The organism is Bradyrhizobium sp. CB2312 (genome assembly GCF_029714425.1).
Classification (GTDB): Bacteria; Pseudomonadota; Alphaproteobacteria; order Rhizobiales; family Xanthobacteraceae; genus Bradyrhizobium.
This window is the reverse complement of sequence record NZ_CP121668.1, coordinates 7,521,431-7,546,126: the sequence shown is the minus strand read 5'-3', so window position 1 is coordinate 7,546,126 and position 24,696 is coordinate 7,521,431. Positions and strand designations below refer to the sequence as shown.

At 65.1% G+C, this 24,696-nt stretch carries 31 protein-coding genes and 1 tRNA gene; 13 read left to right on the top strand and 19 right to left on the bottom strand.

What is annotated here, in order from left to right:
- Positions 1-77: 77 nt before the first annotated feature.
- From QA642_RS36685 to QA642_RS36670, 4 genes are all read right to left on the bottom strand, one after another.
- Positions 78-584 (bottom strand): protein tyrosine phosphatase, encoded by a 507-nt coding sequence (locus tag QA642_RS36685; protein WP_283081250.1) that lies wholly within the window; start codon positions 582-584, stop codon positions 78-80.
- A gap of 258 nt (positions 585-842) precedes the next feature.
- Complete coding sequence (locus QA642_RS36680; RefSeq protein ID WP_283081249.1) at positions 843-1,457, bottom strand: HD family hydrolase; 615 nt, start codon at positions 1,455-1,457, stop codon at positions 843-845.
- Positions 1,454-2,080 carry a DNA-3-methyladenine glycosylase I gene (locus tag QA642_RS36675; protein ID WP_283081248.1) on the bottom strand — a complete coding sequence of 209 codons (627 nt, stop codon included), beginning with the start codon at positions 2,078-2,080 and terminating at the stop codon, positions 1,454-1,456. The genes QA642_RS36680 and QA642_RS36675 overlap by 4 nt, the downstream gene beginning before the upstream one ends.
- Positions 2,077-2,952: a folate-binding protein gene (locus QA642_RS36670; protein ID WP_283081247.1), complete on the bottom strand. Its 876-nt coding sequence runs from the start codon at positions 2,950-2,952 to the stop codon at positions 2,077-2,079. Before QA642_RS36670 ends, QA642_RS36675 begins: the two co-directional genes overlap by 4 nt.
- A 96-nt stretch (positions 2,953-3,048) precedes the next feature.
- On the opposite strand from QA642_RS36670, the gene QA642_RS36665 reads away from it, so the two are divergent.
- The 5 genes from QA642_RS36665 to QA642_RS36645 all read left to right on the top strand — a co-directional run bounded on the left by QA642_RS36665 (position 3,049) and on the right by QA642_RS36645 (position 7,237).
- Complete coding sequence (locus tag QA642_RS36665) at positions 3,049-4,383, top strand: dihydroorotase (RefSeq protein WP_283081246.1); 1,335 nt, start codon at positions 3,049-3,051, stop codon at positions 4,381-4,383.
- Positions 4,384-4,612: 229 nt separating this feature from the next.
- Positions 4,613-5,482, top strand: a complete 870-nt coding sequence (locus tag QA642_RS36660; protein ID WP_283081245.1) for a sulfurtransferase — start codon at positions 4,613-4,615, stop codon at positions 5,480-5,482.
- A 95-nt stretch (positions 5,483-5,577) separates the two neighbouring features.
- Positions 5,578-6,282, top strand: coding sequence for an RNA polymerase sigma factor (locus QA642_RS36655; RefSeq protein ID WP_283081244.1), 705 nt, complete (start codon positions 5,578-5,580; stop codon positions 6,280-6,282).
- Positions 6,283-6,371: 89 nt separating this feature from the next.
- The gene (locus QA642_RS36650; protein WP_283081243.1) at positions 6,372-6,905 is read left to right on the top strand and encodes a DUF4142 domain-containing protein; all 534 of its coding nucleotides are present in this window, start codon (positions 6,372-6,374) and stop codon (positions 6,903-6,905) included.
- Between the two features lie 11 nt (positions 6,906-6,916).
- Positions 6,917-7,237, top strand: a complete 321-nt coding sequence (locus tag QA642_RS36645; RefSeq protein ID WP_283081242.1) for a cupredoxin domain-containing protein — start codon at positions 6,917-6,919, stop codon at positions 7,235-7,237.
- Positions 7,238-7,240: 3 nt separating this feature from the next.
- Here the strand turns inward: QA642_RS36645 and QA642_RS36640 are convergent, their stop codons facing one another.
- The 4 genes from QA642_RS36640 to QA642_RS36625 all read right to left on the bottom strand — a co-directional run bounded on the left by QA642_RS36640 (position 7,241) and on the right by QA642_RS36625 (position 9,335).
- Entirely contained in the window at positions 7,241-7,507 is a 267-nt protein-coding gene (locus tag QA642_RS36640; protein WP_235539844.1) for a hypothetical protein, read from the bottom strand.
- Between the two features lie 273 nt (positions 7,508-7,780).
- Positions 7,781-8,158 (bottom strand): TIGR02301 family protein, encoded by a 378-nt coding sequence (locus tag QA642_RS36635; RefSeq protein ID WP_283081241.1) that lies wholly within the window; start codon positions 8,156-8,158, stop codon positions 7,781-7,783.
- Between the two features lie 208 nt (positions 8,159-8,366).
- Positions 8,367-8,801, bottom strand: a complete 435-nt coding sequence (locus QA642_RS36630) for an NUDIX hydrolase (protein WP_283081240.1) — start codon at positions 8,799-8,801, stop codon at positions 8,367-8,369.
- A gap of 33 nt (positions 8,802-8,834) precedes the next feature.
- Positions 8,835-9,335, bottom strand: a complete 501-nt coding sequence (locus QA642_RS36625) for a hypothetical protein (protein WP_028158159.1) — start codon at positions 9,333-9,335, stop codon at positions 8,835-8,837.
- A gap of 63 nt (positions 9,336-9,398) precedes the next feature.
- On the opposite strand from QA642_RS36625, the gene QA642_RS36620 reads away from it, so the two are divergent.
- Positions 9,399-10,157, top strand: a complete 759-nt coding sequence (locus tag QA642_RS36620) for an SOS response-associated peptidase (RefSeq protein WP_283081239.1) — start codon at positions 9,399-9,401, stop codon at positions 10,155-10,157.
- Positions 10,158-10,277: 120 nt separating this feature from the next.
- On the opposite strand, the gene QA642_RS36615 is transcribed toward QA642_RS36620, so the two are convergent.
- The 6 genes from QA642_RS36615 to QA642_RS36590 all read right to left on the bottom strand — a co-directional run bounded on the left by QA642_RS36615 (position 10,278) and on the right by QA642_RS36590 (position 16,070).
- Positions 10,278-11,471 (bottom strand): CoA transferase, encoded by a 1,194-nt coding sequence (locus tag QA642_RS36615; RefSeq protein WP_283081238.1) that lies wholly within the window; start codon positions 11,469-11,471, stop codon positions 10,278-10,280.
- Positions 11,472-11,507: 36 nt separating this feature from the next.
- Positions 11,508-12,437 (bottom strand): glycine reductase, encoded by a 930-nt coding sequence (locus QA642_RS36610; protein ID WP_283081237.1) that lies wholly within the window; start codon positions 12,435-12,437, stop codon positions 11,508-11,510.
- Positions 12,438-12,598: 161 nt separating this feature from the next.
- On the bottom strand, positions 12,599-13,180 hold the full coding sequence (locus QA642_RS36605; protein WP_283081236.1) for an NUDIX domain-containing protein: 582 nt from the start codon (positions 13,178-13,180) through the stop codon (positions 12,599-12,601).
- Positions 13,181-13,189: 9 nt separating this feature from the next.
- Complete coding sequence (locus QA642_RS36600) at positions 13,190-13,633, bottom strand: GNAT family acetyltransferase (RefSeq protein ID WP_283081235.1); 444 nt, start codon at positions 13,631-13,633, stop codon at positions 13,190-13,192.
- The gene (locus QA642_RS36595) at positions 13,630-15,057 is read right to left on the bottom strand and encodes an FAD-binding oxidoreductase (protein ID WP_283087054.1); all 1,428 of its coding nucleotides are present in this window, start codon (positions 15,055-15,057) and stop codon (positions 13,630-13,632) included. Before QA642_RS36595 ends, QA642_RS36600 begins: the two co-directional genes overlap by 4 nt.
- A gap of 23 nt (positions 15,058-15,080) precedes the next feature.
- Positions 15,081-16,070: an L-threonylcarbamoyladenylate synthase gene (locus QA642_RS36590; RefSeq protein ID WP_283081234.1), complete on the bottom strand. Its 990-nt coding sequence runs from the start codon at positions 16,068-16,070 to the stop codon at positions 15,081-15,083.
- A gap of 68 nt (positions 16,071-16,138) precedes the next feature.
- Between QA642_RS36590 and QA642_RS36585 the strand changes: the two genes are divergently transcribed.
- Positions 16,139-16,215 (top strand) — tRNA-Pro (locus QA642_RS36585).
- A 175-nt stretch (positions 16,216-16,390) separates the two neighbouring features.
- Here QA642_RS36585 and QA642_RS36580 read toward each other — a convergent pair.
- From QA642_RS36580 to QA642_RS36565, 4 genes are all read right to left on the bottom strand, one after another.
- Positions 16,391-16,717 (bottom strand): hypothetical protein, encoded by a 327-nt coding sequence (locus tag QA642_RS36580; protein ID WP_027558216.1) that lies wholly within the window; start codon positions 16,715-16,717, stop codon positions 16,391-16,393.
- Between the two features lie 343 nt (positions 16,718-17,060).
- Entirely contained in the window at positions 17,061-17,285 is a 225-nt protein-coding gene (locus QA642_RS36575; protein ID WP_235539831.1) for a hypothetical protein, read from the bottom strand.
- A gap of 215 nt (positions 17,286-17,500) precedes the next feature.
- Positions 17,501-18,472 carry an AraC family transcriptional regulator gene (locus tag QA642_RS36570; RefSeq protein WP_283081233.1) on the bottom strand — a complete coding sequence of 324 codons (972 nt, stop codon included), beginning with the start codon at positions 18,470-18,472 and terminating at the stop codon, positions 17,501-17,503.
- 293 nt (positions 18,473-18,765) lie between these two features.
- Positions 18,766-18,930, bottom strand: coding sequence for a hypothetical protein (locus tag QA642_RS36565; protein ID WP_283081232.1), 165 nt, complete (start codon positions 18,928-18,930; stop codon positions 18,766-18,768).
- A 247-nt stretch (positions 18,931-19,177) separates the two neighbouring features.
- On the opposite strand from QA642_RS36565, the gene QA642_RS36560 reads away from it, so the two are divergent.
- From QA642_RS36560 to QA642_RS36535, 6 genes are all read left to right on the top strand, one after another.
- A complete protein-coding gene (locus tag QA642_RS36560) occupies positions 19,178-19,438 on the top strand; it encodes a hypothetical protein (protein ID WP_283081231.1) in 261 nt (86 codons plus the stop codon).
- 132 nt (positions 19,439-19,570) lie between these two features.
- Positions 19,571-19,717, top strand: coding sequence for a hypothetical protein (locus QA642_RS36555; protein ID WP_283081230.1), 147 nt, complete (start codon positions 19,571-19,573; stop codon positions 19,715-19,717).
- Positions 19,718-20,732: 1,015 nt separating this feature from the next.
- Positions 20,733-21,287: a TetR/AcrR family transcriptional regulator gene (locus QA642_RS36550; RefSeq protein WP_283081229.1), complete on the top strand. Its 555-nt coding sequence runs from the start codon at positions 20,733-20,735 to the stop codon at positions 21,285-21,287.
- 53 nt (positions 21,288-21,340) lie between these two features.
- Entirely contained in the window at positions 21,341-22,534 is a 1,194-nt protein-coding gene (locus QA642_RS36545; protein WP_283081228.1) for an MFS transporter, read from the top strand.
- Between the two features lie 130 nt (positions 22,535-22,664).
- Entirely contained in the window at positions 22,665-23,084 is a 420-nt protein-coding gene (locus QA642_RS36540) for a DUF4118 domain-containing protein (protein WP_283081227.1), read from the top strand.
- A gap of 135 nt (positions 23,085-23,219) precedes the next feature.
- On the top strand, positions 23,220-23,429 hold the full coding sequence (locus tag QA642_RS36535; protein WP_283081226.1) for a hypothetical protein: 210 nt from the start codon (positions 23,220-23,222) through the stop codon (positions 23,427-23,429).
- A 239-nt stretch (positions 23,430-23,668) separates the two neighbouring features.
- On the opposite strand, the gene QA642_RS36530 is transcribed toward QA642_RS36535, so the two are convergent.
- A complete protein-coding gene (locus tag QA642_RS36530; protein ID WP_283081225.1) occupies positions 23,669-24,646 on the bottom strand; it encodes a LysR family transcriptional regulator in 978 nt (325 codons plus the stop codon).
- Between the last annotated feature and the right edge of the window lie 50 nt (positions 24,647-24,696).

Genomic DNA, 24,696 nt, shown 5'->3' with positions numbered 1-24,696 from the left:
CCCAGCCATGACGATGCGGATGCATCCGGGCATTAGAAGGGGCGCAGTCCTGGCGCGGCTGCTATTCGACTCTCGCCTCATGCGAGCTCGATCACGAAGGGGCGGCTTTCGACCATCATCGCGCCCGGGCCCATCTCGTCGAGCGCGCGCAGCATGCGGCCGTTGCGCCCGAGCGCGCGGTCGGCGAGGCTGACGATGCGCCGGTTCGGCGAGGCGATCGGCGAAGCCGCGCGGATCTTCCTGGCGATCTCGATCTCGTCGCGCTCGGGATTGAGCGCGCACACGGCCGCAAACGCGCTCGCTGTGGAGCGGCTGATGCCGGCATAGCAATGCACCACCAGCGGCGCAGCGCGGTCCCAGCCGCGCACGAAAGCCAGCACCTGGTCGATATGCGCCTCCGACGGCGCGACGAAACCGTCCATCTCCTCGGTGATGTCGTCCATCGACACCTTGAGATGGTTGGCCGGCAGCACCGACACCGGACGCGCGACCTGCTCGACATTGGCCATCACCGTCAGCACATGGCTGGCCTTGGTGAGGCGAACGGTTTCGGGAAGCGCGGCGAGGGAACAGACGTGGATCATGGTGGACCTTTTTCTTGATTATAGCCGCGGCCGTAGGGTGGGCAAAGCGAAGCCCATGGTGTCCCTGCATCTACTTTCGTCGTCCCGGACAAGCGCGCCTAAAGCGCGCGCAGATCCGGGACCCATAACCACAGGATTGAGTTTTGCGAAGACTCGTGGTTGCCAGTTTTGCGCCGCAACCGTTTCCTGTGGTTATGGGTCCCTGCTTTCGCAGGGACGACACCGGAGTTACAGGCGCCACCAAACCAAGACAATGACTTACGCAAACACCGCGCCGAACCGCTCCAGAAACTGCTTCTCGGCCCGCGCCGCGGTCCAGGGCGTGAGATAGTCGCGCCGGACGCCGTCGGAGAGGCCTGGGTCCTTGCCGAACAGGCGCCTGGCTTCGCTTTCGCTGAAGCCGGCAAGCTCGGTCGCCTCGAGATAAGCCGCGCCGCGATCGGCGGCCTTGATCGCCTGCGTGATCTCGTCCGGCAGCACCGGCGGCAGGCCGAAGCGGATGTGGATGGCGCCGAGCAGGCGCTTCTCCACAGCCTTGTAATGCCCGTCGAGCACGGCCTTGAACGGCGAGATCATGTCGCCGATGACATATTCGGGCGCATCGTGCAGCAGCGCCGCGAGCCGCATGCGCTGGTCGACGCGCGGCATCTCGTGCCGCATCACGGTCTCCACCAGCAGCGTGTGCTGCGCGACCGAGAAGATGTGCGCGCCTGTCGTCTGCCCGTTCCAGCGCGCCACGCGTGCCAGCCCATGCGCGATGTCGGCGATCTCGACATCGAGCGGCGAGGGATCGAGCAGGTCGAGCCGCCGGCCCGACAGCATGCGCTGCCAGGCGCGGGATTGCGCATCGCGCGCCGTCTTCTTCGCGGTCATTTGGCCTTGAGGCGCGGCTTGCGCTGCGTCTTGCCGCAGGTCGCGTGGCAATGGCAGTCGACGAGATGGTCGTTGACCATGCCGGTCGCCTGCATGAAGGCGTAGACGATGGTCGGGCCGACGAACTTGAAGCCGCGTGAGGACAGCTCTTTCGAGATCTGCACCGACAGCGGCGTCGAGGCCGGCACGCTCGCGGTGGTCTTGAAATGGTTGACCTTGGGCCGTCCGTCCATGAAGTCCCACAACAGCTTCGAGAAGCCCGCGCCCTTCTCCATGATGTCGAGATACGACTTCGCGCTCAGGATCGTGCCTTCGATCTTGGCGCGGTTGCGCACGATGCCGACGTCCTGCATCAGCGCATGAACTTTCTTCTCGTTGTAGCGCGCGATCTTTTCCGGCTGGAAATCGTCGAAGGCTTTGCGGAAATTGTCGCGCTTGCGCAGGATCGTGATCCAGGACAGGCCGGCCTGAAAACCGTCGAGGATCAGTTTCTCGTAGAGCGCGCGATCGTCATACTCCGGCACACCCCATTCGGTGTCGTGATAGGCGACATAGAGCGGATCTTCGCCGGGCCAGGGGCAGCGCGTCTTTCCGTCGGGATGCAGGCGGGGGGCTCGGCTCATGCGGTCGGCTGCTTGGTTGGAATACGCACGATCTCAGGCTCGGCGAGCGTCAAGGGCAGGCCGCCGGCGGTGAGCGGCTGACCGGCATCGAGCGCGTCGGCGACGCGGTCGATGCGTACGAGCGCAATGCCCTTGCCTTGCGCCGACGAACCCATGGTGCCGACTTGCTTGTCCCCGGCCATGACGCTGACGCCGACCTCCGGCGAGAGATCGTCGAGCAGCACCTTGACGCTGCGGGTGCGCGCGGTGCCGCGATGCTGCATGCGCGAGACGACCTCCTGGCCGACATAGCAGCCCTTGTCGAAATCGACGCCGGCGAGGCGGTCCATGTTGGTCTCGTGCGGAAACGCGTCGCTGTACATGAAATCGAGCCCGCCGCGCGGCACGCCGAGCGCGATGCGATGCGCCTCGTAGTCGGCGGCATCGACCAGCTCGGCGCCGATCAGGTCGGACAGCTTTTGCTTGAGATCCTCGGGGATCAGTATGCGGATGCCGAGCTCGGCATTGCGCGGATCGGCGAAGGCGAGGTCCGGCTGCGCCGCAGGCTGGCCGCCCCAGGCCGCGAGCACGCCGAGATCGAGGTTTTCCACCGTGACCTTGGCGCGCAGCTTGTAGAATTTCAGCTTGGTGGCGAGTCCCTCGGCCAGCGGCTTCGGGCAGTCGATCAGGAACCCGCCGCCATGGCCCGCGGGCACCTCCGTGATCAGAAAGTCCACGATGATCTTGCCCTGCGGCGTCAGCAGCGCGCCGAATCGCCCCAGGCCCGGCTTAAGCCTGTCGACATCGGTGGTGATGAGGCCGTTGAGGAAGTTGCGCGCATCCTCGCCCGCGACCTTGACCACGCCCCGGTCGGGAAGAAACGCTGATTTCATGCGAAAATCTCTTGCGACATGTTGCTCCGGAACGTAAGCCCGCAAGGCGTAAACGACAAGACCTCGAGCCCTGCGCTTGGGGATGAGAGAGGCCCCATGACCCAGCGTTTCGATGTGATCTTGAAGGGCGGCACCGTCGTCAACCAGGACGGCGAGGGTGTTCGCGACATCGGCATCATGGGCGGTCGTATCGCCGCGCTGGGGGCGCTGTCGCAAGGCTCCGCCGCGGAGGTGATCGACTGCAAGGGCCTGCACATCCTGCCCGGCGTGATGGACACGCAGGTGCATTTCCGCGAGCCCGGGCTGGAGCACAAGGAAGACCTCGAGACCGGCTCGCGCAGCGCCGTGATGGGCGGCGTCACCGCCGTGTTCGAGATGCCGAACACCTCGCCGCTGACCGTGACGGAAGCCACCTTCACCGACAAGGTGAAGCGCGCCCATCACCGCATGCATTGCGATTTCGCCTTCTTCATCGGCGGCACCCGCGAGAACGTGCAGGACCTGCCGGTGCTCGAACGCGCGCCGGGCTGCGCGGGCGTCAAGGTGTTCATCGGCTCCTCGACCGGCGCGCTGCTGGTGGAGGACGACGAGAGCCTGCGCCGCATCTTCCAGGTGATCCGCCGCCGCGCCGCCTTCCACGCCGAGGACGAGTACCGCCTCAACGATCGGAAATCGCTGCGCATCGAGGGCGATCCGCGCTCGCATCCGGTCTGGCGTGACGAGACCGCGGCGCTGATGGCGACGCAGCGCCTGGTCAAGCTCGCGCACGAGACCGGCAAGCGCATCCACGTACTGCACATCTCGACCAAGGAAGAGATCGAATTCTTGCGCGACCACAAGGACGTCGCCTCCTGCGAGGCGACGCCGCATCATCTGACGCTGGTCGCGCCCGAATGCTACGAGCGGCTCGGCACGCTCGCGCAGATGAACCCGCCGGTGCGCGGCGCCGATCACCGCGCCGGCATCTGGCGCGGCATCGAGCAGGGCATCATCGACGTGCTCGGCTCCGACCACGCCCCGCATACGCTGGAAGAGAAGCAGAAGACCTATCCCGCTTCGCCCTCCGGCATGACCGGCGTGCAGACGCTGGTGCCGCTGATGCTCGATCACGTCAATGCCGGCCGCCTGTCGCTCGCAAGGTTGGTCGATCTCACCAGCGCCGGCCCCGCGCGCCTCTACAACATGGCCAGCAAGGGCCGCATCGCCGCCGGCTACGACGCCGATTTCACTGTGGTCGATTTGAAACGCAGCGAGACCATCACCAACAAATGGGTGGCGTCGAAAGCCGGCTGGACGCCGTATGACGGCGTGCGCGTCACGGGCTGGCCCGTCGGCACCTTCATCCGCGGCCGCCGCGTGATGTGGCAGGGCGAGCTGGTGACGGCCTCGCAAGGCGAGCCGGTGCGGTTTCTGGAGACGCTGAAGCAGTAACGTGATGTGTCGTGGGGACGCATAGTGCCTCCCCACTCGTCATTGCGAGCGTAGCGAAGCAATCCAGAATCCCTCCGCAGCGGCAGTCTGGATTGCTTCGCTACGCTCGCAATGACGAGTGGAGGGGCCGTAGCCCGCATGAGCGCAGCGACATGCGGGTTTTCACTTTGCGAGGTTCCCGGGTTTCGCTACGCTCACCCGGGCTACAGCTTTGCAGCGCGAGGTGACAATGTCCCAACCGACGCCCCTCATCACCACCGAGCAACTCGCCGCCATCCTCGGCGATCCCAATTTGCGCCTCTACGATTGCACGACCTACAACGAGCCCGTGCCGCCCGGCAGCGACGTGCCGTATCGTGCCGTGCCCGGCGACAAGACCTTCGCGGCCGGCCACATCCCCGGCGCCGATTTCCTCGACCTGCAAGGCGAGTTCTCCGACACCTCCGCAGGTCCGCTCTTCATGATGGCCGAGGTGCCCGAGCTCGAGGCCGCCTTCGGCCGTCACGGCGCCGATGCAAGCAAGACCATCGTGCTCTACAGCATCGGCAGCATGATGTGGTCGACGCGGTTCTGGTGGATGCTGCGCTCGCTCGGTGTCGATGCGCGCGTGCTCGACGGCGGCCTCGACAAATGGAAGGACGAGGGGCGGCCGATTGAGACCGGCGCACCAAAGGGCTATCCGGCTACGACCTTCAAGGCGTCGCCGCGCGCGGGCTTCTTCGTTGACAAGAACACCGTGAAGGCGCGGATCGGCGATCCCTCGACCGTGATCGTCAATGCACTCGGACCGCAGTTTCACGGGGGACTCGAGCCGAGCCGCTACGGCCGGCCCGGCCGCGTACCTGGCAGTGTCAACGTTCCCGCGGCCACGCTCGCCAATGCCGACAAGACGCTAACGAGCCTCGCCGATGCCGAAGCGAAATTCGCCGCGGCAGGCGTCACGCGGGACAAGAATGTGATCGTGTATTGCGGCGGCGGAATCTCGGCGACGATCGACCTGCTGATGCTGACGCAGCTCGGCTACGACAAGCTCACGCTCTACGATGCCTCGATGGGCGAATGGGCGAGGGACCCGTCCCTGCCGATCGAGACGGATTAGGTCTTACCCTCCAGGGGAGGGTAAGAAAGTTGGGAACCTTTTCCCTTGGCCTGCATCCAATGTCCGGAACGACGCGAAACAAGCAGGTGACCGCCATGCAACGGACCGCAGCCGGCCTGTCCGCCGGCGCAAAAACCCCAGAAATCAGGGCATCGGAAGCCGAACTGATCGACCGCGCGCGAGGCCGGGACGAGGCCGCGCTGCGCGAGATCATGCAGGCCAACAACCGCAGGCTCTACCGCCTCGCGCGCGGCATCCTGCGCAGCGACAGCGAAGCCGAGGACGTGGTGCAGGAGACCTATGTCCGCGCCTTCACCCATCTCGACGGCTTCAGGGGCGAATCCGGGCTGTCGACCTGGCTGTCCCGCATCGCCATCAACGAGGCGCTTGGCCGGGCGCGTAGCGCCAGGCCGCATGTCGAGCTTGGCGCGGTGCCGGAAGCGGCGCTCGAGGCGCAGATCATCAAATTTCCCGTTTCTCCCGCAGGCGATCCGGAAAGGACCATGGCCCAACGTGAAATCCAGCGCGTCGTCGAACGCGCCATCGACGAGTTGCCGGATGTCTTCCGCATGGTGTTCGTTGCGCGGGTCATGGAGGGCATGAACATCGAGGAGACCGCCGATCTGCTCGGCGTCAAGCCCGAGACCGTGAAGACGCGGCTGCATCGCGCCCGGGCCATGCTGCGCGAGAACGTGGAGAGGGAGATCGGCCCGGTGATGATGGACGCATTCCCGTTCGCCGGCTGGCGCTGCGAACGGCTGACGGAGGCCGTGCTGAAGCGGCTCGGCATCGGCGGCTGAAATTTTTCGGGAACGTTTGCGCCAAACGTCCATCCAACACCTGTGACGCAACGCCGGCAAACCGTCCGGCAGCACAGGAGTGTCAAACCATGTTCATCCGTTGGAGCGCGGCGGCCGCCGCAGCCATTCTGTTGTCCAGCCCCGTGCTGCTGCAAGGCGCGCGCGCTGCCGACAAGCTCACCGATCCGCAGATCGCGCACATCGCCTACACTGCCGGCGTGATCGACATCAACGCGGCCAAGCAGGCGCAGAAGAAGGCCAAGAACAAGGACGTCAAGGCGTTTGCCGACGACATGCTGCGCGACCATGAGACGGTCAACAAGCAGGCGCTGGCGCTGGTCAAGAAGCTGAACGTCACGCCCGAGGACAACGACACCAGCAAGGCGCTGTCGAAGCAGGCGAGCGACAAGCTGGCCGAGCTCGACAAGCTGAGCGGCGCAGCCTTCGACAAGGCCTATGTCGCCAACGAGGTCGCCTACCACAAGACGGTCAACGGCGCGCTCGAGACCCAGCTGATCCCGTCGGCGAGCAACGCCGAGCTCAAAAGCCTGTTGCAGACCGGCCTGAAGATCTTTCAGGGCCATCAGCAGCACGCCGAGCACGTCGCAACCGAGCTGAAGTAGGAGCGTGTGAGATGAAGCCGGGACGCCTCGCATCGATCGCGCTTGCGGCCATCTTCATGTCGATGGTTGTCCCGGCACACGCCGCGACGATCGAGATCGCGATGGAGAATCTCGTGGTCTCACCGGCTGAGGTGTCGGCGAAGGTGGGCGACACCATCAACTGGATCAACAAGGACGTCTTCGCCCACACCGCCACCGCGAAGAACGGCGATTTCGACGTGACGCTGCCGCCGAAGAAGTCGGTGTCGTTCGTCCTGAAGAAAGCGGGAACGGTCGAGTATTACTGCCGCTATCATCCCAACATGAAAGCGACGCTCAAAATCGAGCCGTAGCGCCTACTGCCTGGAGACGCCGACCGAGAATTCGCCGTTGCGCACGCGGCCAGGAAGGCCCTCGACGAATTTCGCCACCGCATCCTCGCCATAGGTGCCGACCAGCTCGGCGAAGGCGGCGAACAGGCTTGCCTGCGCCAGGCAATCGCCGTCGACGCCGTCATGGCGCGCCTCGGCCCAGGCCTCGTTGAGATAGCTCAAGGCAGCCTGCTTCTGCTCGTGATCGGGCAGCGGCGCGCGGGCGGGGGCGTAGGAAATCGGCTGGCTCATGCAACTCGGTCAGGGCTGGGGCGCGATCCACGGCGATGCGCTGTGAGAGAGGTGTAGCACGGGTGTTAACGACCGCTAGGGCACATCTTTAGGAACGGTTAACGGCTGTGAACAAAGTGATGACAGGTTCCCGTCACTGTCATTCCGGGACGCACGAAGTGCGAACCCGGAATCCATCGGGCTGCAGAGTCGGTGGTGGGATGGATTCTCAGGTGCGCAATTGCGCACCATAGCTCGCGCTGCGCGCGCCCCGGAATGACAAGGGGAGAGACCTCAGTTCGCGTAGCGCGCCGTGAGATCGCGCGAGATCTTCGAGCCTTCCTCGATATAGCGGCGGATCGCCACCGTCGCCGCCGGCGTGCAGCTCCGGTAGGTCTGCTGGAAGCCGTTATAGCCGCGGTTGAAGCCGGCGATCATGCGGGTGCGGCGCTCGCCGGAGGGGGTTTCGGCATCGATCAGCGCCTGCATCTCGCTGCGCCATTTGTTGCCCTCGTTGGAGCCGCAGATGCCGCGCAGATAGTGCAGGCCACCCAGGATCTCCGCCAGCCGCTGCAAATCGGCGTCAAACGGCGCCGCCACGTCCTGGGCCCTCGCGGGCACGGAGGCGCAGGCGAGAAGCAGGGCAAAAATGGCCAGAAATCGCGTGGACATCGGCGGCTGTATGCCCCCTCGGGGCGACGGGCGCAAGGCGGAGCCGCGCGGGTGGTGCGCTCCCTCCCCCGCCTGCGGGGGAGGGTCGGGGAGAGGGTATCTCCGCGGGCGAGAACCCCCTAGAGGCGAAAGCCCTCACCCGCCTCGCATCTACGATGCGAAGCGACCTCTCCCGCAAGCGGGAGAGGTGTCAGAGCTCGCGGCTCGGTCAGGGGCCAACCAGGCGCGCAGCGGACTGGATGACCTCCTCGAGCCCCCCGGTCAGCTTGAGGTCGCCCAGGCTCGCCAAGGCGTCCGGGGCGATCCAGCGGTAATCGTCGAGCTCGTCGTTGAGGGCCGGTTCCCTGGCCACCCAGCGGGCGGCAAAGGACATGATCAGGTAGTGCCCGGCGCCGGGCGCGCTGGGCAGCACCTCGCGCCAGCCGGCAAGGCCGATGATCTCGATGTCCAGCCCGGTCTCCTCGTCGACCTCGCGCTTGAGCGCCTGGTGTAGCGATTCGCCGAACTCGACCCGGCCACCCGGGAGCGAATAGAAGCCTTTGGCGGGCGAACGGGCGCGGCGGGTCAGCAGCACCTTACTGTTGCGAAAAATCGCGGCACTGACCGCGATCTGGGGATGGGTGGGCTGAACGACCGCCGACATTTTCTTAAAGGACCTGCTCTTAAAGGACCTGGCTCAGTTGGCCATGATGGTGTCGACGTCGGCCTCCGCGCCGCCATTGATGATGCCGCCGCAGGCCGCGATCAGCGGCTTGACCCAGAGTGTGGCCTGCTCGGCGAGGCGGACGCGGGTCGTATCCTTCTCGACCTCGCGCATGGCCGAGCCGACCGCGGTCAGGATCGAGGTCATGGTGTCGGTGATGTGGTCGAACTGGGCACGCACGTTCGGATCGGCCTTCTCATAGGCCTCGATGGCGAGATCCCGTGCCTTGAAATTGGACGCGGTGAAATGCTCGGCATAGGACAGCGGCGACCAGGTCAGAAAATCTTCCGCGCATTCGGGCATGTCGGGGACCATTTCCAGCAGCATCACGGCTTCATTGAAATGGTTGAGATAGTCGGTGGCAAGCCCGGTCCGCGGGTTGATGTTGGCCACGCGCAGCCGTTCGGCCCAGGCGGCGGCCTCGGGGCCCGTCTGTACATGCGTCCGCGCGGGTTGGGAGGCCATTGAGCTCATCGGCGGCAGTGTTAACGTTCGGGGTTAAAAGGACCTGAACGGACCCTATATGGACGCCCAAGGATGTGTGGACGCTTCGTCATAACTTCAGCCCCCGCGGCTTTACGGCAACTGTTCGGCTATATCGAGCAGCCGAATTTCCCGCCACGGTACAATGTCGCCCCGACACAACCGATTCCGGTCGTTTTGGTCGAGAATGGCGCACGCCATTTCCGCCTGATGCGCTGGGGCCTGCTGCCGAGCTGGGTCAAGGATCCCAAGGGATTCACGTTGCTGATCAACGCCCGCTCGGAGACGGTGCTGGAGAAGCCCGCGTTCAAGAAGGCTATACGCCGCCGCCGCGGGCTGATTCCGGCCGACGGCTATTACGAGTGGAAAACCATCGAGGGCCGCAAGCAGCCCTTCTTCATCCACCGCGCCGATGGCGAGCCGCTTGGTTTCGCGGCGGTGTTCGAGACCTGGGTCGGGCCGAACGGCGAGGAGCTCGACACGGTCGCGATCGTCACAGCCGCGGCGGGCGAGGATCTGGCCACGCTGCATGACCGCGTGCCCGTCACCATCAGCCCGCGCGATTTCGAGCGCTGGCTCGAGATCCGCGGTGACGAGGTCGATCATGTGTTATCGATGATGACGGCCCCACGCATCGGCGAATTCGCCTGGCACCCCGTCTCCACCCGCGTCAACCGCGTCGCCAATGACGACGAGCAGCTGCTGTTGCCGATCAGTGCGGAGGAGATGGAGGCGGAGGCGCCGAAGCCGAGGAAGGCGGCGCGGAAGGTTGCAGCGAGCTCGGCCGATGACGGGCAGGGGTCGTTGTTCTAGCTGCGCTGCCGCAGCTGCCGTAGGGTGGGCAAAGGCGCAACGCGCCGTGCCCACGATCTCTCTCCTCAACGCGCAATGGTGGGCACGCTTTCGCTTTGCCCACCCTACGGCTGCGGAGTTTTAGACAATCTCCCTTGCCCTGAGCGCCGCGATCTCCGTAGCATCAAATCCCAGCTCACCCAGCACCGCATCCGTATCCGCCCCCAGCTCCGGCGCCATCCGGTCCAGCCGTCCGCCGCCATGCGCGAGCTTGAAGCCGCTGCCGGCGAAGCGCAGGCGGCCGTAGGGCGTGTCCAATTCCTGGATGGCACCCCGCGCGGCAATCTGCGGATGGTCGATGACCTCCTCGACTTTCCAGATGCTGGCGCAGGGCGCGCCGGCGTCCTCGAGAATTTTCTCCCATTCGCGCGCCGGCCTTGCCGCGAGCGCCTCCTCGATGATGGCACGCAGGGCTGGCTCGTTCTCGTTGCGCGAAAACCAGTCGGCGAAGCGCGGATCGGACAGCGTGTCCGCGCGGCCGAGCGTCGTCATCAGCGCGCGATACTGCTTCTCGTTGTTGACGGCGAGCAGGATGTGGCCGTCGCCGCATCTGAACAAATTCGCCGTGGTCCTGCGGCTCACCGCCTGGTTGCCCGACAGCTGCTGGCGATGGCCGGCGACCGACCAGTCCGCGATCTGGCCCGAGAGGAACGCCATCGTCGCCTCCAGCATGGAGACGTCGATCAGCTGCCCCTTGCCGGTGCGGTCGCGCTGGTAGAGCGCGCTCGACACGCCGAACGCCGCCGTCGCACCCGAGAGCACGTCGCACACCGCAAAACCCGCGCGCGTCGGCCCGGTCTCGGGATGGCCGGTGATCGCCATGATGCCCGACAGCGCCTGCATCTTGCCGTCATAGCCGGGCCGCAAGCGGTCCGGGCCGGTCTGGCCAAAACCTGACACCGCGCAATAGATCAGCTTGGGATTGATCGCGGAGAGTGCTTCATAGCCGATGCCGAGCTTGTCCATCACGCCGGGGCGGAAATTTTCCATGACGACGTCGACGGTCGCGGCGAGCTTCTTCACGATCGCGATCGCGTCAGGCTTTTGCAAGTCCAGCGTCAGGCTGCGCTTGTTGCCGTTGATGGCCTGGAAGGCCGGCGCGAGGCCACGTTCGGCCCATTCGCGGGAGAGCGGCGTGCGGCGCATGTCCTCGCCCTCGCGCCGCTCGACCTTGATGACGTCGGCGCCCAGCAGCGCGAGCTGGTAGCTCGCATAGGGGCCGGCCAGCACTTGCGTGAAGTCCAGGATCTTCACGCCCTCGAACGGTCGCGTCACGTCGCTCTCCCCTTGGTTTGTTTTTGTTGGAGGACGTCAGGCGGCGCGGTTGCCGCGCGCGATCTCCTTCTGCTTGTCGAATTCGGCGCGGCGGCGCGCCAGCTCCTCCGGCGACAGCTGCGCGACGTTGTTGTAGTCGAGCTTCCAGGAGGCGTCCTCGCTCCAGCGCAATGGCGACTGCATGGTGGTCTGCGGACCGCTCGCGGTCTCCAGCAACCTCAAGGCCAGCTCCAGCGTCTGTGCCTGCGAGGCGACGTCGTGCGGCTTGCCGGCGGAGTTGCCGAGCGGGAAGTCGGAGAACAGGAACCGCGGCACGGCGGCGTGCTCGATGATGTCCTTGGCGCAGCCCATGATCACGGTCGGGATGCCGTTGCGCTCCAGGTGCCGCGCCACCAGCGCGGTGGTCTGGTGACAGACCGGGCAGTTCGGCACCAGCACGGCGACGTCGACCTTGTCGGCAAGACAGCGCGCCAGAATCTCCGGCGCGTCGGTGTCGATCGTGACGCGATGGCTGCGATTGGTCGGCGCGCCGAAGAAGCGCGGGGCGACTTCGCCGATGCGTCCGGCGGCGCTAGCCTTCAGCAACTGCGGCAGCGGAAACCAGGTGCCGCTGTCGGTCGCCGTGGTATGCTTGCGGTCGTAGCCGATGTGGGAGATGCGCAAATCGTGCTGCTGCGACGTGTCGCCGTCGTAGACCTGGTAGAATTTCGCGCCGCCGTTATACGCCGCGCCCGGCCCCTGGTCGCCCTTGGCCGGATCGTACGGCGCAGCGGTAGTGATGAGGGTCACCCGCGATTGCGCCAGCGGCTTCTTCAGCGGCTGGAACGGCGCCTCGGTGTAATGCGCCCAGCGATACGGCGTGGTGTAGCCGATCGCGGTGTAATAATCCCGCGTGCGCTGCATATAGGGGACGGGGGAGTCATAGTCGGGCGCAAAGCCGAATTCGTCGTCGCGCGGAGCGGACATGGGCGCGTCTCCTGGTTCTTGGTTGAAGCCAGACTAGAGATAGTTTTGGGGTTGCTCAACCGGGGGAAGGGCGGCGCAGGTCTGAATTGCTTACCGCGATGGCTCGCCGCGCGGCAGGTGCGCTCCCTCTCCCCGCAAGCGGGGCGAGGTGAAGAGAGCTCTCACCTGAAAACATGCAGCGCTGCGTATTGCAGCAGCATGATCGCCTTGGCGTCGATGATGCGGCCGTCGGCGATCATCGCCAGCGCCTCGTCGATGTCGAGCTCCAGCACCTCGATGTCTTCGCCCTCGTGCTCGAGGCCGCCGCCGTCGCTGACGCGCATCGAAGGTTCGTATTCGGCGACGAAGAAGTGCAGTTTTTCGGTGACGGCGCCAGGGCTCATGAACGCCTCGAACACCTTGTGCACATGGTGCAGGCGATAGCCGGTCTCTTCCTCCGCCTCGGCGCGGATGCGCTCTTCCGGCGAAGCGTTCTCCAGCACGCCGGCGGCCGCCTCGATCAGGAGATCGTCGTAGCCGCGGATGAACGCCGGCAGGCGGAACTGCCGCACCAGGATCACAGTGCGCTGGCCGAGATTGTAGGGCAGCACGGCGGCGGCGTTGTCGCGCTCATAGGTCTCGCGGTGCTGCGTCTGCCATTCGCCATTGGCGCGGCGGTACTCGAACGTCGTGGTCTTCAGGGGCGTCCAGTTGTCCGAGAGCACGCGGACGTCCTTGATGCGGACGCGGTCGGAAATGGTCATGGCTGGATCTCAATTGCTTTGCGTGGTCGCGCGGCCGTCGAGCCACTTCTGGAACATCACGGAGGTGGACAGCTCGAAGCCGAGCGAGCCATAGAACGCAGTCGCCTGCGCATTCTCGCGCCGGACCAGCAGCTGAAGCTTCGAAATCCCGGCCTGCCGCAGCCAGTCCTCGGCCGCCGCCATGATGGCCCGGCCATAGCCGCGCTTCTGGCAGTCGGGGTCGACGGCGACGTAATAGACCCAGCCGCGATGGCCGTCATGGCCAACCATGACGGTCGCCACGATCGCACCATTGTCCCGGCCGACCAGTACGGTGGAATTGTCACGCCGCCGCGCCAGCGCGAGGTCGGCATGCGGATCGTTCCACGGCCGCGTCAGGCCGCAGCGCTGCCACAGCGCCACAACGTTCTCGACATCGGCATCCCCAATCGCATCGATCGCAAGAGCACTCACAGCACCTTCCCCGGATTCATGATGCCGAGCGGGTCGAGCATCGCCTTGATCGACCGCATCAGCTCGATCGCGGTCTTGTCCTTCACCTCAGGCAGCTCGTCGCGCTTGAGCACGCCGATGCCGTGCTCGGCCGAGATCGAGCCGCCCATGCGCAGCACGATCTCGAACACGACCGCATTCATCTCGTGCCAGCGCGCGAGGAAGTCCGCGGTGTCGGCGCCGATCGGCTGGCTGACATTGTAGTGGAGATTGCCGTCGCCGAGATGGCCGAACGGCACCGGCCGCGCGCCCGGGATCAGTTTTACGACGGCGGCGTTGGCTTCCTCGATGAATTCAGGAACGGCAGCGACTGGGACCGAGATATCGTGCTTGATTGAGCCGCCCTCCGGCTTCTGCGCCGACGACATTTCCTCGCGCAACTTCCAGAAGGCGTTGCGCTGGGCGAGGCTGGCCGCGATTACGGCATCGTCGACGATTTCCTCTTCCATGGCGCGGCCGAGGATCGTCTCCAGCGGCGTGCGGGCGTCGTCGCTCGGCGAGGACAATTCCATCAGCACATACCACGGATGTTTTTCCGCAAGCGGATCGCGCACGTCGATGCCATGGCGCACCGAGAAGTCCACCGCCATCTCCGACAGCAGCTCGAAGCTCGTCAGCGCGTTCGCGGCCTCGCTCTGCGCGATCGTCAGCAGTTTTAGCGCCGCCGCCGGCGACTTCAGCCCGACATAGGCGGTCTCGACCGCCCGTGGCTTCGGAAACAGCTTGAGCGTCGCCGCGGTGATGATGCCGAGCGTGCCTTCCGCGCCGATGAAGAGGTTGTGCAGATTGTAGCCGGTATTGTCCTTCTTCAGCTTGGACAGCACGTTGAGCACCCGCCCGTCGGCAAGCACCACTTCCAGTCCCAGCGCCATCTCGCGCGCCACGCCATAGGCGAGCGCGGCGGTGCCGCCGGCATTGGTCGAGAGATTGCCGCCGATGGTGCAGCTGCCTTCGGCGCCGAGCGACAGCGGAAATAGCCGGTCCACGTCGGACGCTTTCTGCTGCGCGATCTGCAGGACGACGCCGGCCTCGCAGGTCATGGTGTTGGAGGCGGTGTCGACCTCGCGGATCTTGTCGAGCCGGCGCAGCGACACCACGACCTCGCCATTATGCGGCGTCTGTCCGCCGACGAGCCCGGTATTGCCGCCCTGCGGCACCAGCGCGATCCTGTGCGCGGAGGCGAGCTTGCAGATTTCCGAGACTTCCGCGGTCGAGCCCGGACGCAGCACCAGCGGCGTGCGGCCATGGAACAGGTTGCGCTCCTCGGTGACGTAAGCCTCGATGTCGGCCGCATCGGTGATGGCGTGCTTGTCGCCGACGATCTTGCGGAATTGGTCGATCAGCTCGGGTGCAAGCGGAGGGGTGGCGGATTGGTTGATGTTCATGTCGTCTTCTTTCATTCCGCGTTCTAGCGCGCAACTGCCGCGCGCCGCAGCCGGTCATTGATCGCTTCGCCCAAGCCTTCCTCGGGGATCGCCATCACCGCGATCGTCTTCGGCGCCTTCGCATCCAGGCTGCGAAGATAACCGAACAGATTGGTGGCGGCTTCATCGAGATCACCGGTGGGCGACAGATTCATGACGGCCGCGGCAGCATCGAGTCCAGGCAGACGCGCAGGCCCGAACGCAAGCAGCGCTTCATCAGGCGCAACGTCCAGCGCGCCGAGCCGCACCTGGGCGCGCGGCGCGTAATGCGAGGCCAGCATGCCCGGCGCCAGCGGCTGGCTGTCGTCGCTCTCGGCTGCCGCCGGCGGCCGTGCCAGCGGCATGCCCAGCACCGCCTCGATCCGCTCGCGCGACAGCCCGCCGGGCCGCAGCAGCATCGGCGCGTCGAAGCAGCCGACAATGGTCGATTCGACGCCGACCGCGACCGGCCCGCCGTCGATGATCAGGTCGATGCGCCCGGCAAGGTCGCTCTCGACATGAGCCGCCAATGTCGGCGAGACGTGGCCGGAGATGTTTGCGGACGGCGCCACCACCGCTCCGCCGAAGGCGCGCAGGATCGCCTCGGCCACCGGGTGGGCGGGAATGCGGATCGCGACGGTGTCGAGGCCCGCCGTGGCGAGATCCGCCACCGGGCAACCGTCGGTCTTCGGCACCACCAGCGTCAGCGGCCCCGGCCAGAACGCCTCCGCCAGCTTCAGCGCGCGGCCGTCGAACCCGCCGATCCGGCGCGCGGCGGCGATGTCCGGCACATGTGCGATCAGCGGATTGAAGGCCGGCCGCCCCTTGGCGCTGTAGATATGGGTCACCGCGGTGGCATTGGCGGCGTCCGCGCCGAGGCCGTAGACCGTCTCGGTCGGAAACGCGACCAGCCCGCCGGCCGCAAGTGTCCGGGCGGCGGCTTCCGCGCCGGCCTCGCCGGCCGGCAAAATCAGTGTCTCAAGACCCGTTTTCACAGGGACAAAATTCCTCGGCTCGGCCGCTTGCAGTGCGTCAAACCCGACGCTATAAGCCGCCTTCTTGTCGGAGTGTGGCTCAGCCCGGTAGAGCACTGCGTTCGGGACGCAGGGGTCGCAGGTTCGAATCCTGCCACTCCGACCATTCTTCCAAAAGTTGACGTTTTCCAGAGGCTTGGCGGACCGGCCGCCGGCGCCTCAGGATACCTTTCTGCAACGATTTTCGGGGCGGGTCCACGGCCGATTTGGCCGGGCAGGGGCGCCTGAGCGCGCGGCATGGCTTGCATCGGCGGCCGAGGCCGCGCGAGTTGTGTTTGCGCCTACCGCCGCGCCACCAGTACGCCCACCAGGAACGCCACCATCAGCGACGGCAGCGGCGCCTCGCGCACCATGCCGCGAACGATGTCCGTCCAGTGCTGATCCGGCGCCAGTCGTGGCGACCTGACCTCAGCCATCGGCGTCATGCCCCAGTCGGAGGCGAGCTCGGTGATCTCGCTCGAAGCCAAGCGCGAGCCGTCGCGGATACGGAAGATGGCAGCGTCAGTGCGCTCGCGCGGCGCGAGCGCCATCAGCGTCGCGATCGCCGTGCGCAACGTCATCTCGCCAAAGCCTTGCAGCCTCACCGACTCCTCGGGGTCGGATGTCATGCGAAATCCCTCACAGCGCGAAATGGCGCGCGATGGTGAATGCCGCCGTCGCGCACAGGACCAGCGTGGATACCGCGCCGGCCACGCCGCGCGCGAGACCGGCTCGCGTCAGGTGCCTGGTCATGATCTTGCTCCATGCTCTCATGGAAATGGCGGCGGGACGTGTTGGTTCCCTAAGCGGCGACCGATTCGTCGAGCTGGGTCGGATGGGTAGAGTGAAGCGAAACCCATCACCTTCTTCCCCCCAAAGGGATCGATGGATTTCGCTTCCGCCTTCGCTTTTCAAGCTACGGCGGACAAGTCGCTCTCCCCATCCGACGTACCGGCGACTCTCTGGCGCCGGCTACTTCCGCAGCAGCTCGCTCAGCGCCGCCGTCGCCTCGGCGCAGCGGATGTCGTCGATCTCGCGCGACAGCCTGAGCGCGCTCGATCTCAGCTCGTCGAGCTTCCAGCTCTCCGGATTCTGGCCTTCGAGCTGGCTGAGGCGCTTGTTGAGATCGTCCAGTCTCGACTGGAGCTGCCCGATGCTGGCAGCCCCGTTCACTTTCCAAACGCGTTGTGCACGCATCGTAATTCCCCTGTCGTCTCACGGCGTTGTGAGAGCGGTTCGTGGCCGGAATGGGAGTTTGTTTTGTCCGGCTTCAGATCGCGGGGAACCGTTGCAGATTGGCAACGAAAGTTCCCATCCAGCCGGTGAGTGGGTGAAACTCGGGGAATGCGCTGGCGCAGATCTCCGGATGTCGCTTCGCTCAGCCTTGCGCCCTCCCGATGCATATCCGCACTTCAGCGGCCGTCGCCAGCGCATTGTGCGGGGGCGCTGGACGACTTCTGCAGCACGATTGATGCGGCGCGCACGCCTGACGGCGTCTCGCCGAAGCGTCGGCGGAACGAGCGATTGAAATGAGAAAGGTCACCAAAGCCGACTGCAAACGCGATATCAATGATAGCCAAATGCAGATAGTGCGGGTCAGCCAACATCGCGAAGGCACGCTCAAGCCGACACCCTGCAAGGTGCTCGGTGAACGACTTTCCGGTCCCTTCGAGTAATTTTTGCACGTATCGCCGCGACATACCGAGCGTGCCGGCAACATTGTCCAGATCGAAATTGGGATCGCCAAAGCGTTGCGCGACCTCCGCCAGGATCGCCTGAAGCTTGGCCGCTTTCACACCACGCTCGGTAACCATGTCTGCAGCTTCGGCGGTCGACCCGAGCGTCGCGGCCACGAGATCGAGGAGATGTACGCCGACGGTGGACGCCAGTTTTGATGACGGAGGTTCTTTGAAGGATGCGAGCGACCGCAGGTAACGACCGAGCAATCTAAGCGCCGGTCCGCGATGCACCGGCCGACCTGAAAGATCTTCCGGCTGCGCAACCAGGGACCTAAGGGCGGGAGCCTGCACGGTCACGAATTTGACGCTGCCGCCACGCGGGCCAAATACTCGCAGTGGCTTTCCCCGGTCAACCAAACAAGCGGAGCCGGCATCATAAACATGTTCCCGGCCAGCATTTGCAAATTGGACGGGTCCAGCCTCGACGATGTTCAGTCCGAATTGGTCGCGGCTATCCTTGAGGTGGTGTTTGTGCCGGATAAACTCCACCGGCGTGGTGACAATACTACAAACGCCAACCGCGCCGAGCGACAGGTAGGTGACGTCAATACGCGGGCGGCCGCCGCTGTGATCTATCACATCCAAGGCGAGGTTCAGCCGCGCAAACTCCTCACGGAACGTGGAGAACCGAGCGCGCTCCGGCAATCTCGGTCGACCATCGCAAAAGGGCAGATGACGTTGGCATGCCCGGCCTCCCGTTTCGGTGCTCAACCAAGCAACAACGACTGGACTATATCGGACTGCGCTTCGGTGCGGGTGTGAGGTGGATTACAAGGGAGGACTTCAAGAAAATGACGAGGAATTTCCCGTCAAACTTTCGATGCTGACACGGTTCGCATCGAGGTTGCGATGATGCGCGAAATGCCGTAACGGCACGAAAAGATTTCCGCGTGACGGCTACGAGAAGATTGCGGATCATTCGGTAGATGATCGAGGCCTCACTGCGGCCAATCCTTGCAGAGAGTGATGCCGATCATGATCAGCGAGCCGATTGCGACCGCCACCGGGCAGATAAAGGGCAACTCTTCCAGCACGCTGATAAAGACCGCCCGGAAGCGGAGAGTTCTTTTCATACGCGCGAAGCGCAAGCCTGCCGCACCCATCGGACATCTCCGTTTGGCCCCCAGCAGCAGCGGTCTGATATTCGGCGTGAAATGGGGCCGAGCCATTACCAGTTCGGGTGTTCCCTAAAGCAAGGTGAAGGAACCCTTAGCTCGTAGGGACGCGCATTACCGGCAGAATGATCCGCACCGATTGCCGTGGTGATAAGCCACGCGGCTTTGATTGGACACCGCGCACACCGGAGTTGTTCATGTGATAAGGCTATTGCTTGGCTAGGAACATCGCCGCATGTGGAACTGGATGATGCTCGGGCTGGAAAGCAACCGTGTGATCGCCCTGCGAATGGCGAAGCTGATGCGCGGCGGCAAAGCCGCTCAACGTGAAGCCCAACTCATGGTGAGTGAGAAATTCTTTGCGGCGGCGAAGGCCGGTAAAAGCCTGATGGCCGGGGCATCCGGAGACAAGATTGTCGCGCAGTATCGAAGGAAGGTTGCGGCCAACGCCAAACGGCTCAGCCGCAAACAAACACACAAGCGAAAATCGCGCTGATCCCTTTGGCGCGCATAGGCGGGATGCGCGGCCACGTTCCAAAGTTCACAAATGCACAATTCATTCTTGGAGCGAGGAACGACCCGACACAGCGACCGTTGGCCGACAGCCTGAAATTGCTTCGGAGCCAGCATGTCGCATGACAAGAAGTCCAAGAAGCCTACGGAACCAGCAAAATCGCGCGAGGAAGAAGCTCGCGAGGTCGCGCAAGAATATGCCGATCAGCAGCGCGAGTTCATCGACAAATTTCGCAAGCGTCAGGATGGGCACGCCGGGTAAGTTGCTTGGCGGTCGCGCCGCCGGAGAGACAATGAAGCCGGAAGAACACACGAGCGGCCTGTGTCGCCGCCCGTCAACCCCATAGCGGAAAAATATTCCGCTTTACCGAAATTCGGATTTGTCGTATGTGTCGCCCGTCCCGGCTCATCCTTGAGGGGCGATCGTGAGGTCGTCATGTTTCGCGAGCAGGGTTTGCGGTGGACGCGGCAGCGTCGGGCGCGAGAGGTTAGGGCAGGGCGGATTGCTCTCCGTGAGCCCGAAGCCGCGCGTGGACGAGCGGCGCTGTCAGGTTCGTCTCGCCTGTAGGTTTCCGGCTCCGTCGACAGGGCTGGAAAAACTGCGGCGAATAGCGGGCCGCGCGTACGGCAAAACCGTGTGGTCCTGGCCGTCGTTGCTACGGTCAAGCTCTTGCGGATGCGGCAGTCGCGTCAACCGGCGCGATGCCGGCGACTTCTGTAAGGGCGAGGGAGGCCAGAAGGAATTCGGCTCCCGGGAGAGCACGGCATAAGCCGTCCAACCATCGCGCAGGGAAGGCCGTGTGTTGGGCTTCACCTGTATGCTGCTGTGCGGTCTCCTTGCGCTACCTTTCGCGCAGCGGACCGCGGGTGCGAGCTGGCACCCGGCCTTCCCTGCGCCCTCTTGGTTCTGAGGGCGGAGCAATCAAGCAAAGCTCGGGCGAATTGCGCCGCGAGGGCGAATACGCATGTCTGCAACCACACACTCGCTGTCATCGCCCGGCTTGACCGGGCGATCCAGTATTCCGAGGCTGTCGTGATTGAACCGATAGGCCGCGGCGTACTGGATTCCCCGCCTTCGGGGGAATGACAGCGGAGTTGGGACAACGAAGCCCGCGCCCCTTACGAGAGTTGCAGGGCTCCGCTAAACAGCCAATGCCCCCATCACAACCACGTGTCTTTATTCGGGAACAATCATTCCCTATTATCCCGCAATGCAAAAAGCCGCCCGCCGATCCCAGCCCGCAGCCCGTCCGCCCGGCCGTCCCCGGGAGTTCGACATGGATACCGCGCTCGACCGCGCCGTGCGCGTGTTTCGGGAGCGCGGCTATCATGCTACCTCGATCGGCGACCTCACCGCGGCAATGCGGCTCGCCACCGGCAGCGTCTACAAGGCGTTTCGCGACAAGCATGCGGTGTTCCTCGCCGCCTTCGAGCGCTACACGGCGCTGCGCCAGGAGCAGACCCGCAGCGCCGCGGCGCGCGCCGACAACGGCCGCGAGCGGCTGCGCAATGTGCTGCTGTCCTATGTCGCGCATTCGCAAGGCATCGAGGGGCGGCGCGGCTGCCTCGTGGTCGGCAGCGCGGTCGAGCTGTCGGCGGTCGATTCCGCCGTCGCCGCCCGCGTTCGCGCCCAGCTCGAGACCAATGAAAGCTTCATCGCCGGCCTGATCCGCGAGGGCCAGGCCGACGGCTCGATTCCCGGCCATGTCGAGGCGGACGACACCGCGCGACTGATGATCTGCATCACGCAAGGCATGCGCGTCGTCGGCAAGGCGCGCCTGCCGCTCGACGGCATGCGCCTCGTCGGCATCGCGATGAAGCTGCTCGCCTGAATTCATGTCCTATTAGGGAATGATCGTTCCCGATTGTTTGGAGGCCACGTGAAATGACGATGAATGCCACGATCGAGACTGCGCCCGGGCCGGATGCGGTGTCGCAGCGACTGACCTTCGTGCTGGCCGCTTCCTGTGGCATGGTCGCCGCCAACATCTACTACGCCCAGCCGCTGATCGCCCCGATCAGCGCCGCGCTCGGCCTGTCGCACGAGGCGGCGGGGCTGATCGTCACCATGACGCAGATCGGCTACGGCATCGGCCTGCTGTTCATCGTGCCGCTCGGCGACCTCGTCGAGAACCGCACGCTGATCTGCTCCGTCATCACGCTCGGCGCCGCCGCGCTGCTCGCCGCCGCGTTCGCCACCCACGCGTTGCCGTTCCTCATCGCGGCGCTGTTCATCGGCCTCGGCTCGGTCGCGGTCCAGATCATCATTCCCTATGCCGCGCATATGGCGCCGGAGGCCATCCGCGGCCGCGTCGTCGGCAACGTCTCGACCGGCCTGATGCTCGGCATCATGCTGGCGCGGCCGGTGTCGAGCTTTGTCACCGCGGCCGACTCATGGCATGCGGTGTTCTTCTGCTCGGCCGCGCTGATGATCGTGCTCGCGGCGGTGCTGTGGATGACGCTGCCGAAGCGGAAGCCAGTCGTGCGCATGCATTACGGCACGCTGCTGCTGTCGATGCCGCATCTGGCCCTGACCACGCCGCTGCTCCGGCGCCGTGCCCTGTACCAGGCGAGCCTGTTCGGCTGCTTCACGCTGTTCTGGACCGTGGCACCGCTCCAGCTCGCGAGCGAATTCGGCTTCACCCAGCGCGGCATCGCACTGTTCGCGCTCGCCGGTGTCGCCGGCGTGTTCGCAGCTCCGATCGCGGGCCGGCTCGCCGATCGCGGCCACAGCCGCATCGCGACGCGGGTCGCCATGCTGCTCGCCGCCGCCGGCTTCCTCGTGACCTATCTCGGTGCGCCCGGCTCGATGCTGAACCTCGCCTGTCTCGTCGTGGCCGCGATCGCCATCGATATCGGCGTGCAGGGCAACGTCGTGCTCGGCTTTCGCGCCATCTTCGTACTCGGGCACGAGCACCGCAGCCGCCTCAACGGCCTCTACATGGCGACGTTCTTCGCCGCCGGCGCTGCCGGCTCGGCGGTCGGCGCCTGGGCCTTCGCGCAAGGAGGCTGGACGGTCGCATCGGCCATTGGCCTTGCTTTGCCAGTCGCGGGCCTGCTCTATGCCGCCACCGAGTAGGGCCGCGATTGTGCGATGCGGGCGTTTACCAAGCTGCGGCCGGCGCCCGAATTTCCATCTCGCGATTTCCGCAGCGCTGTAGTACTTTGGTCGCAAGCGGCCTTGGTTAACGGGCGGCAGGGGGAGGCTGATGAGGCGTGCGGGACTGTTTGGCGTACCGCGAGTACGGCCGTGGTCGTGGCAGGCGTTCCTGCTTGGATTCGGCGTCGTCGCAGCGTCGGCTGCGATTCAAGGCATCTGCGTCGCGCTCGGCGCAAAGCTCTATTTCGCGGCATTCTTGCCCAGCCTGTTCGTGCTCGGCATCGTCGCAGGCGCGCCGGCGGCGGTGTTCGCGGCGCTGCTCACCGTGCCGCTGGTGTGGTGGGCGTTCATACCCCCCTTCTTCGAGTTCATGCCGCTGACCAGCGCGAATGCGGATTCCATCAACCTGTTTTGCCTGCTCGCGGTGCTCCTGATTGGCCTTGCCGATCTCTGCCGCGAGACGATGGCGATCATCAGCCGCGGCGGGCTAAAACCCTCGGGCGAAAGCGCGGCAACGAATTCGCAATAAATCAGCGGTGCCGGATCGCGCGCGTTGCGCGGCCGCAACAGTCCGGCAACCATCCGCGAGCTTGCTGCGCGCCGCTAACTTTTCGAAAAAGATTTGGCCGCAATTTCTCCCCCGGGAATGACGAGGGAGTTTTCGATGAACGGCCAAATAAACGGTCACGCCATTTTGGAGAACGTGCGTCGCTATCGCGGCATCGCATCGCTCTATCGCCAGACCGCTGCATTCCGCCCGGGCCAGAGCTGGTCGCTGCTGGAGCAGGCGCGGGACTGGGAAGCGCGGGCGCTGTCGGAGCTGGAAGCCTATTTTGCCACGCGCGTGGATTACGCCGCTCCGCTTGCGGCCTGATCGTTAGCCGCGCCAGGCGCGGCGCGATCGGTCCGGTCAGGGGGGCGGCCCGTGGCGACTACGGAGTTCTCTCGCTGGCCGCCTGTGCTAGCAACGGCCGACCGAGATCATCTTCAAATCGACCGGGGGCAAGCGATGACCACCTTCAACCGCATCTTCACGACGGAGCGTCTGCTCCAGATCATCGTCGTGCTGGCGGCGACCATCGCCATGAAGCTGATGAGCTGAGCGCCGGCGAATTATCGTCCGCCGAATTCGGGCACGTCGGGCAGATAGTTCGAACCTTCCGAGCCGAGAAAATCGAACATCGCCTGCGCCGGCGGCAGCAGCACCTTGTCGCTGCGGCGGATCACGTACCATTGCCGGACGATCGGAAGACCAGCGACGTCGAGCACGATGAGGCGGCCTTCGGCGAGCTCGTGCGCCACGGTGTGGGCCGAGATGAAGGCGATGCCGAGCCCGGCAATGACGGCCTGCTTGATCGTCTCGTTGCTGCTCATCTCCATGCCGATGATCGGCTCGAGATCCGACTTCTGAAACATGCCCTCCATCAGCGTGCGCGTGCCGGAGCCCGGCTCGCGGGTGAGGAAGGTCTCGTGCACGAGGTCGGTCAGGCTGAGGCCGGAATCCTTCTCCAGCCAGTGCCCCTTGCGCGCGACGATGATGTGCGGATTGCGCCCGAGCTGACGCACGTCGACGCTGACGTCGGCCGGTGGCCGACCCATCACCGCGAAATCGAGGTCGTAGCCGTGCATGGCCTCGCGGATATCCTCGCGATTGCCGATGGTGAGCTTGATCTCGATCTTCGGATAGCGCTTGGAGAACGCCGCGATCGCATGCGGTACGAAATATTTCGCCGTCGAGACGGCGCCGAGATGGACGGTGCCGCCGGTGCGGCCGGCCAGCAGGTCGAGCGCGCCCTGGCAGTCCATGATCGCGGCCTCGACGCGCTCGGCGAGCGCCAGCACTTCCCGGCCGGCCTCCGTCAGCAGCATGCCGTCGCCAGTCCGCTGCACCAGCGGCAACCCCGCAAGGTCCTGAAGCTGCCGCAGCTGCTGGGTCACGGCCGGCTGGGTCAGGCCGAGCTGGCTTGATGCCGCCGTCACGCTGCCCTTGGCCGAGAGCGCCGCGAGCGAGCGAAGCTGCCGGATCGTCAGATGCCGGAGCTGGGCCGCCGGATGGCCAGGGCCATTATAAGAAAATTCTTTGGCGCTCATTATGAATAGAAATTTTCCTTATTAAGCCGGCCCTGTCAATCTCATCGTGC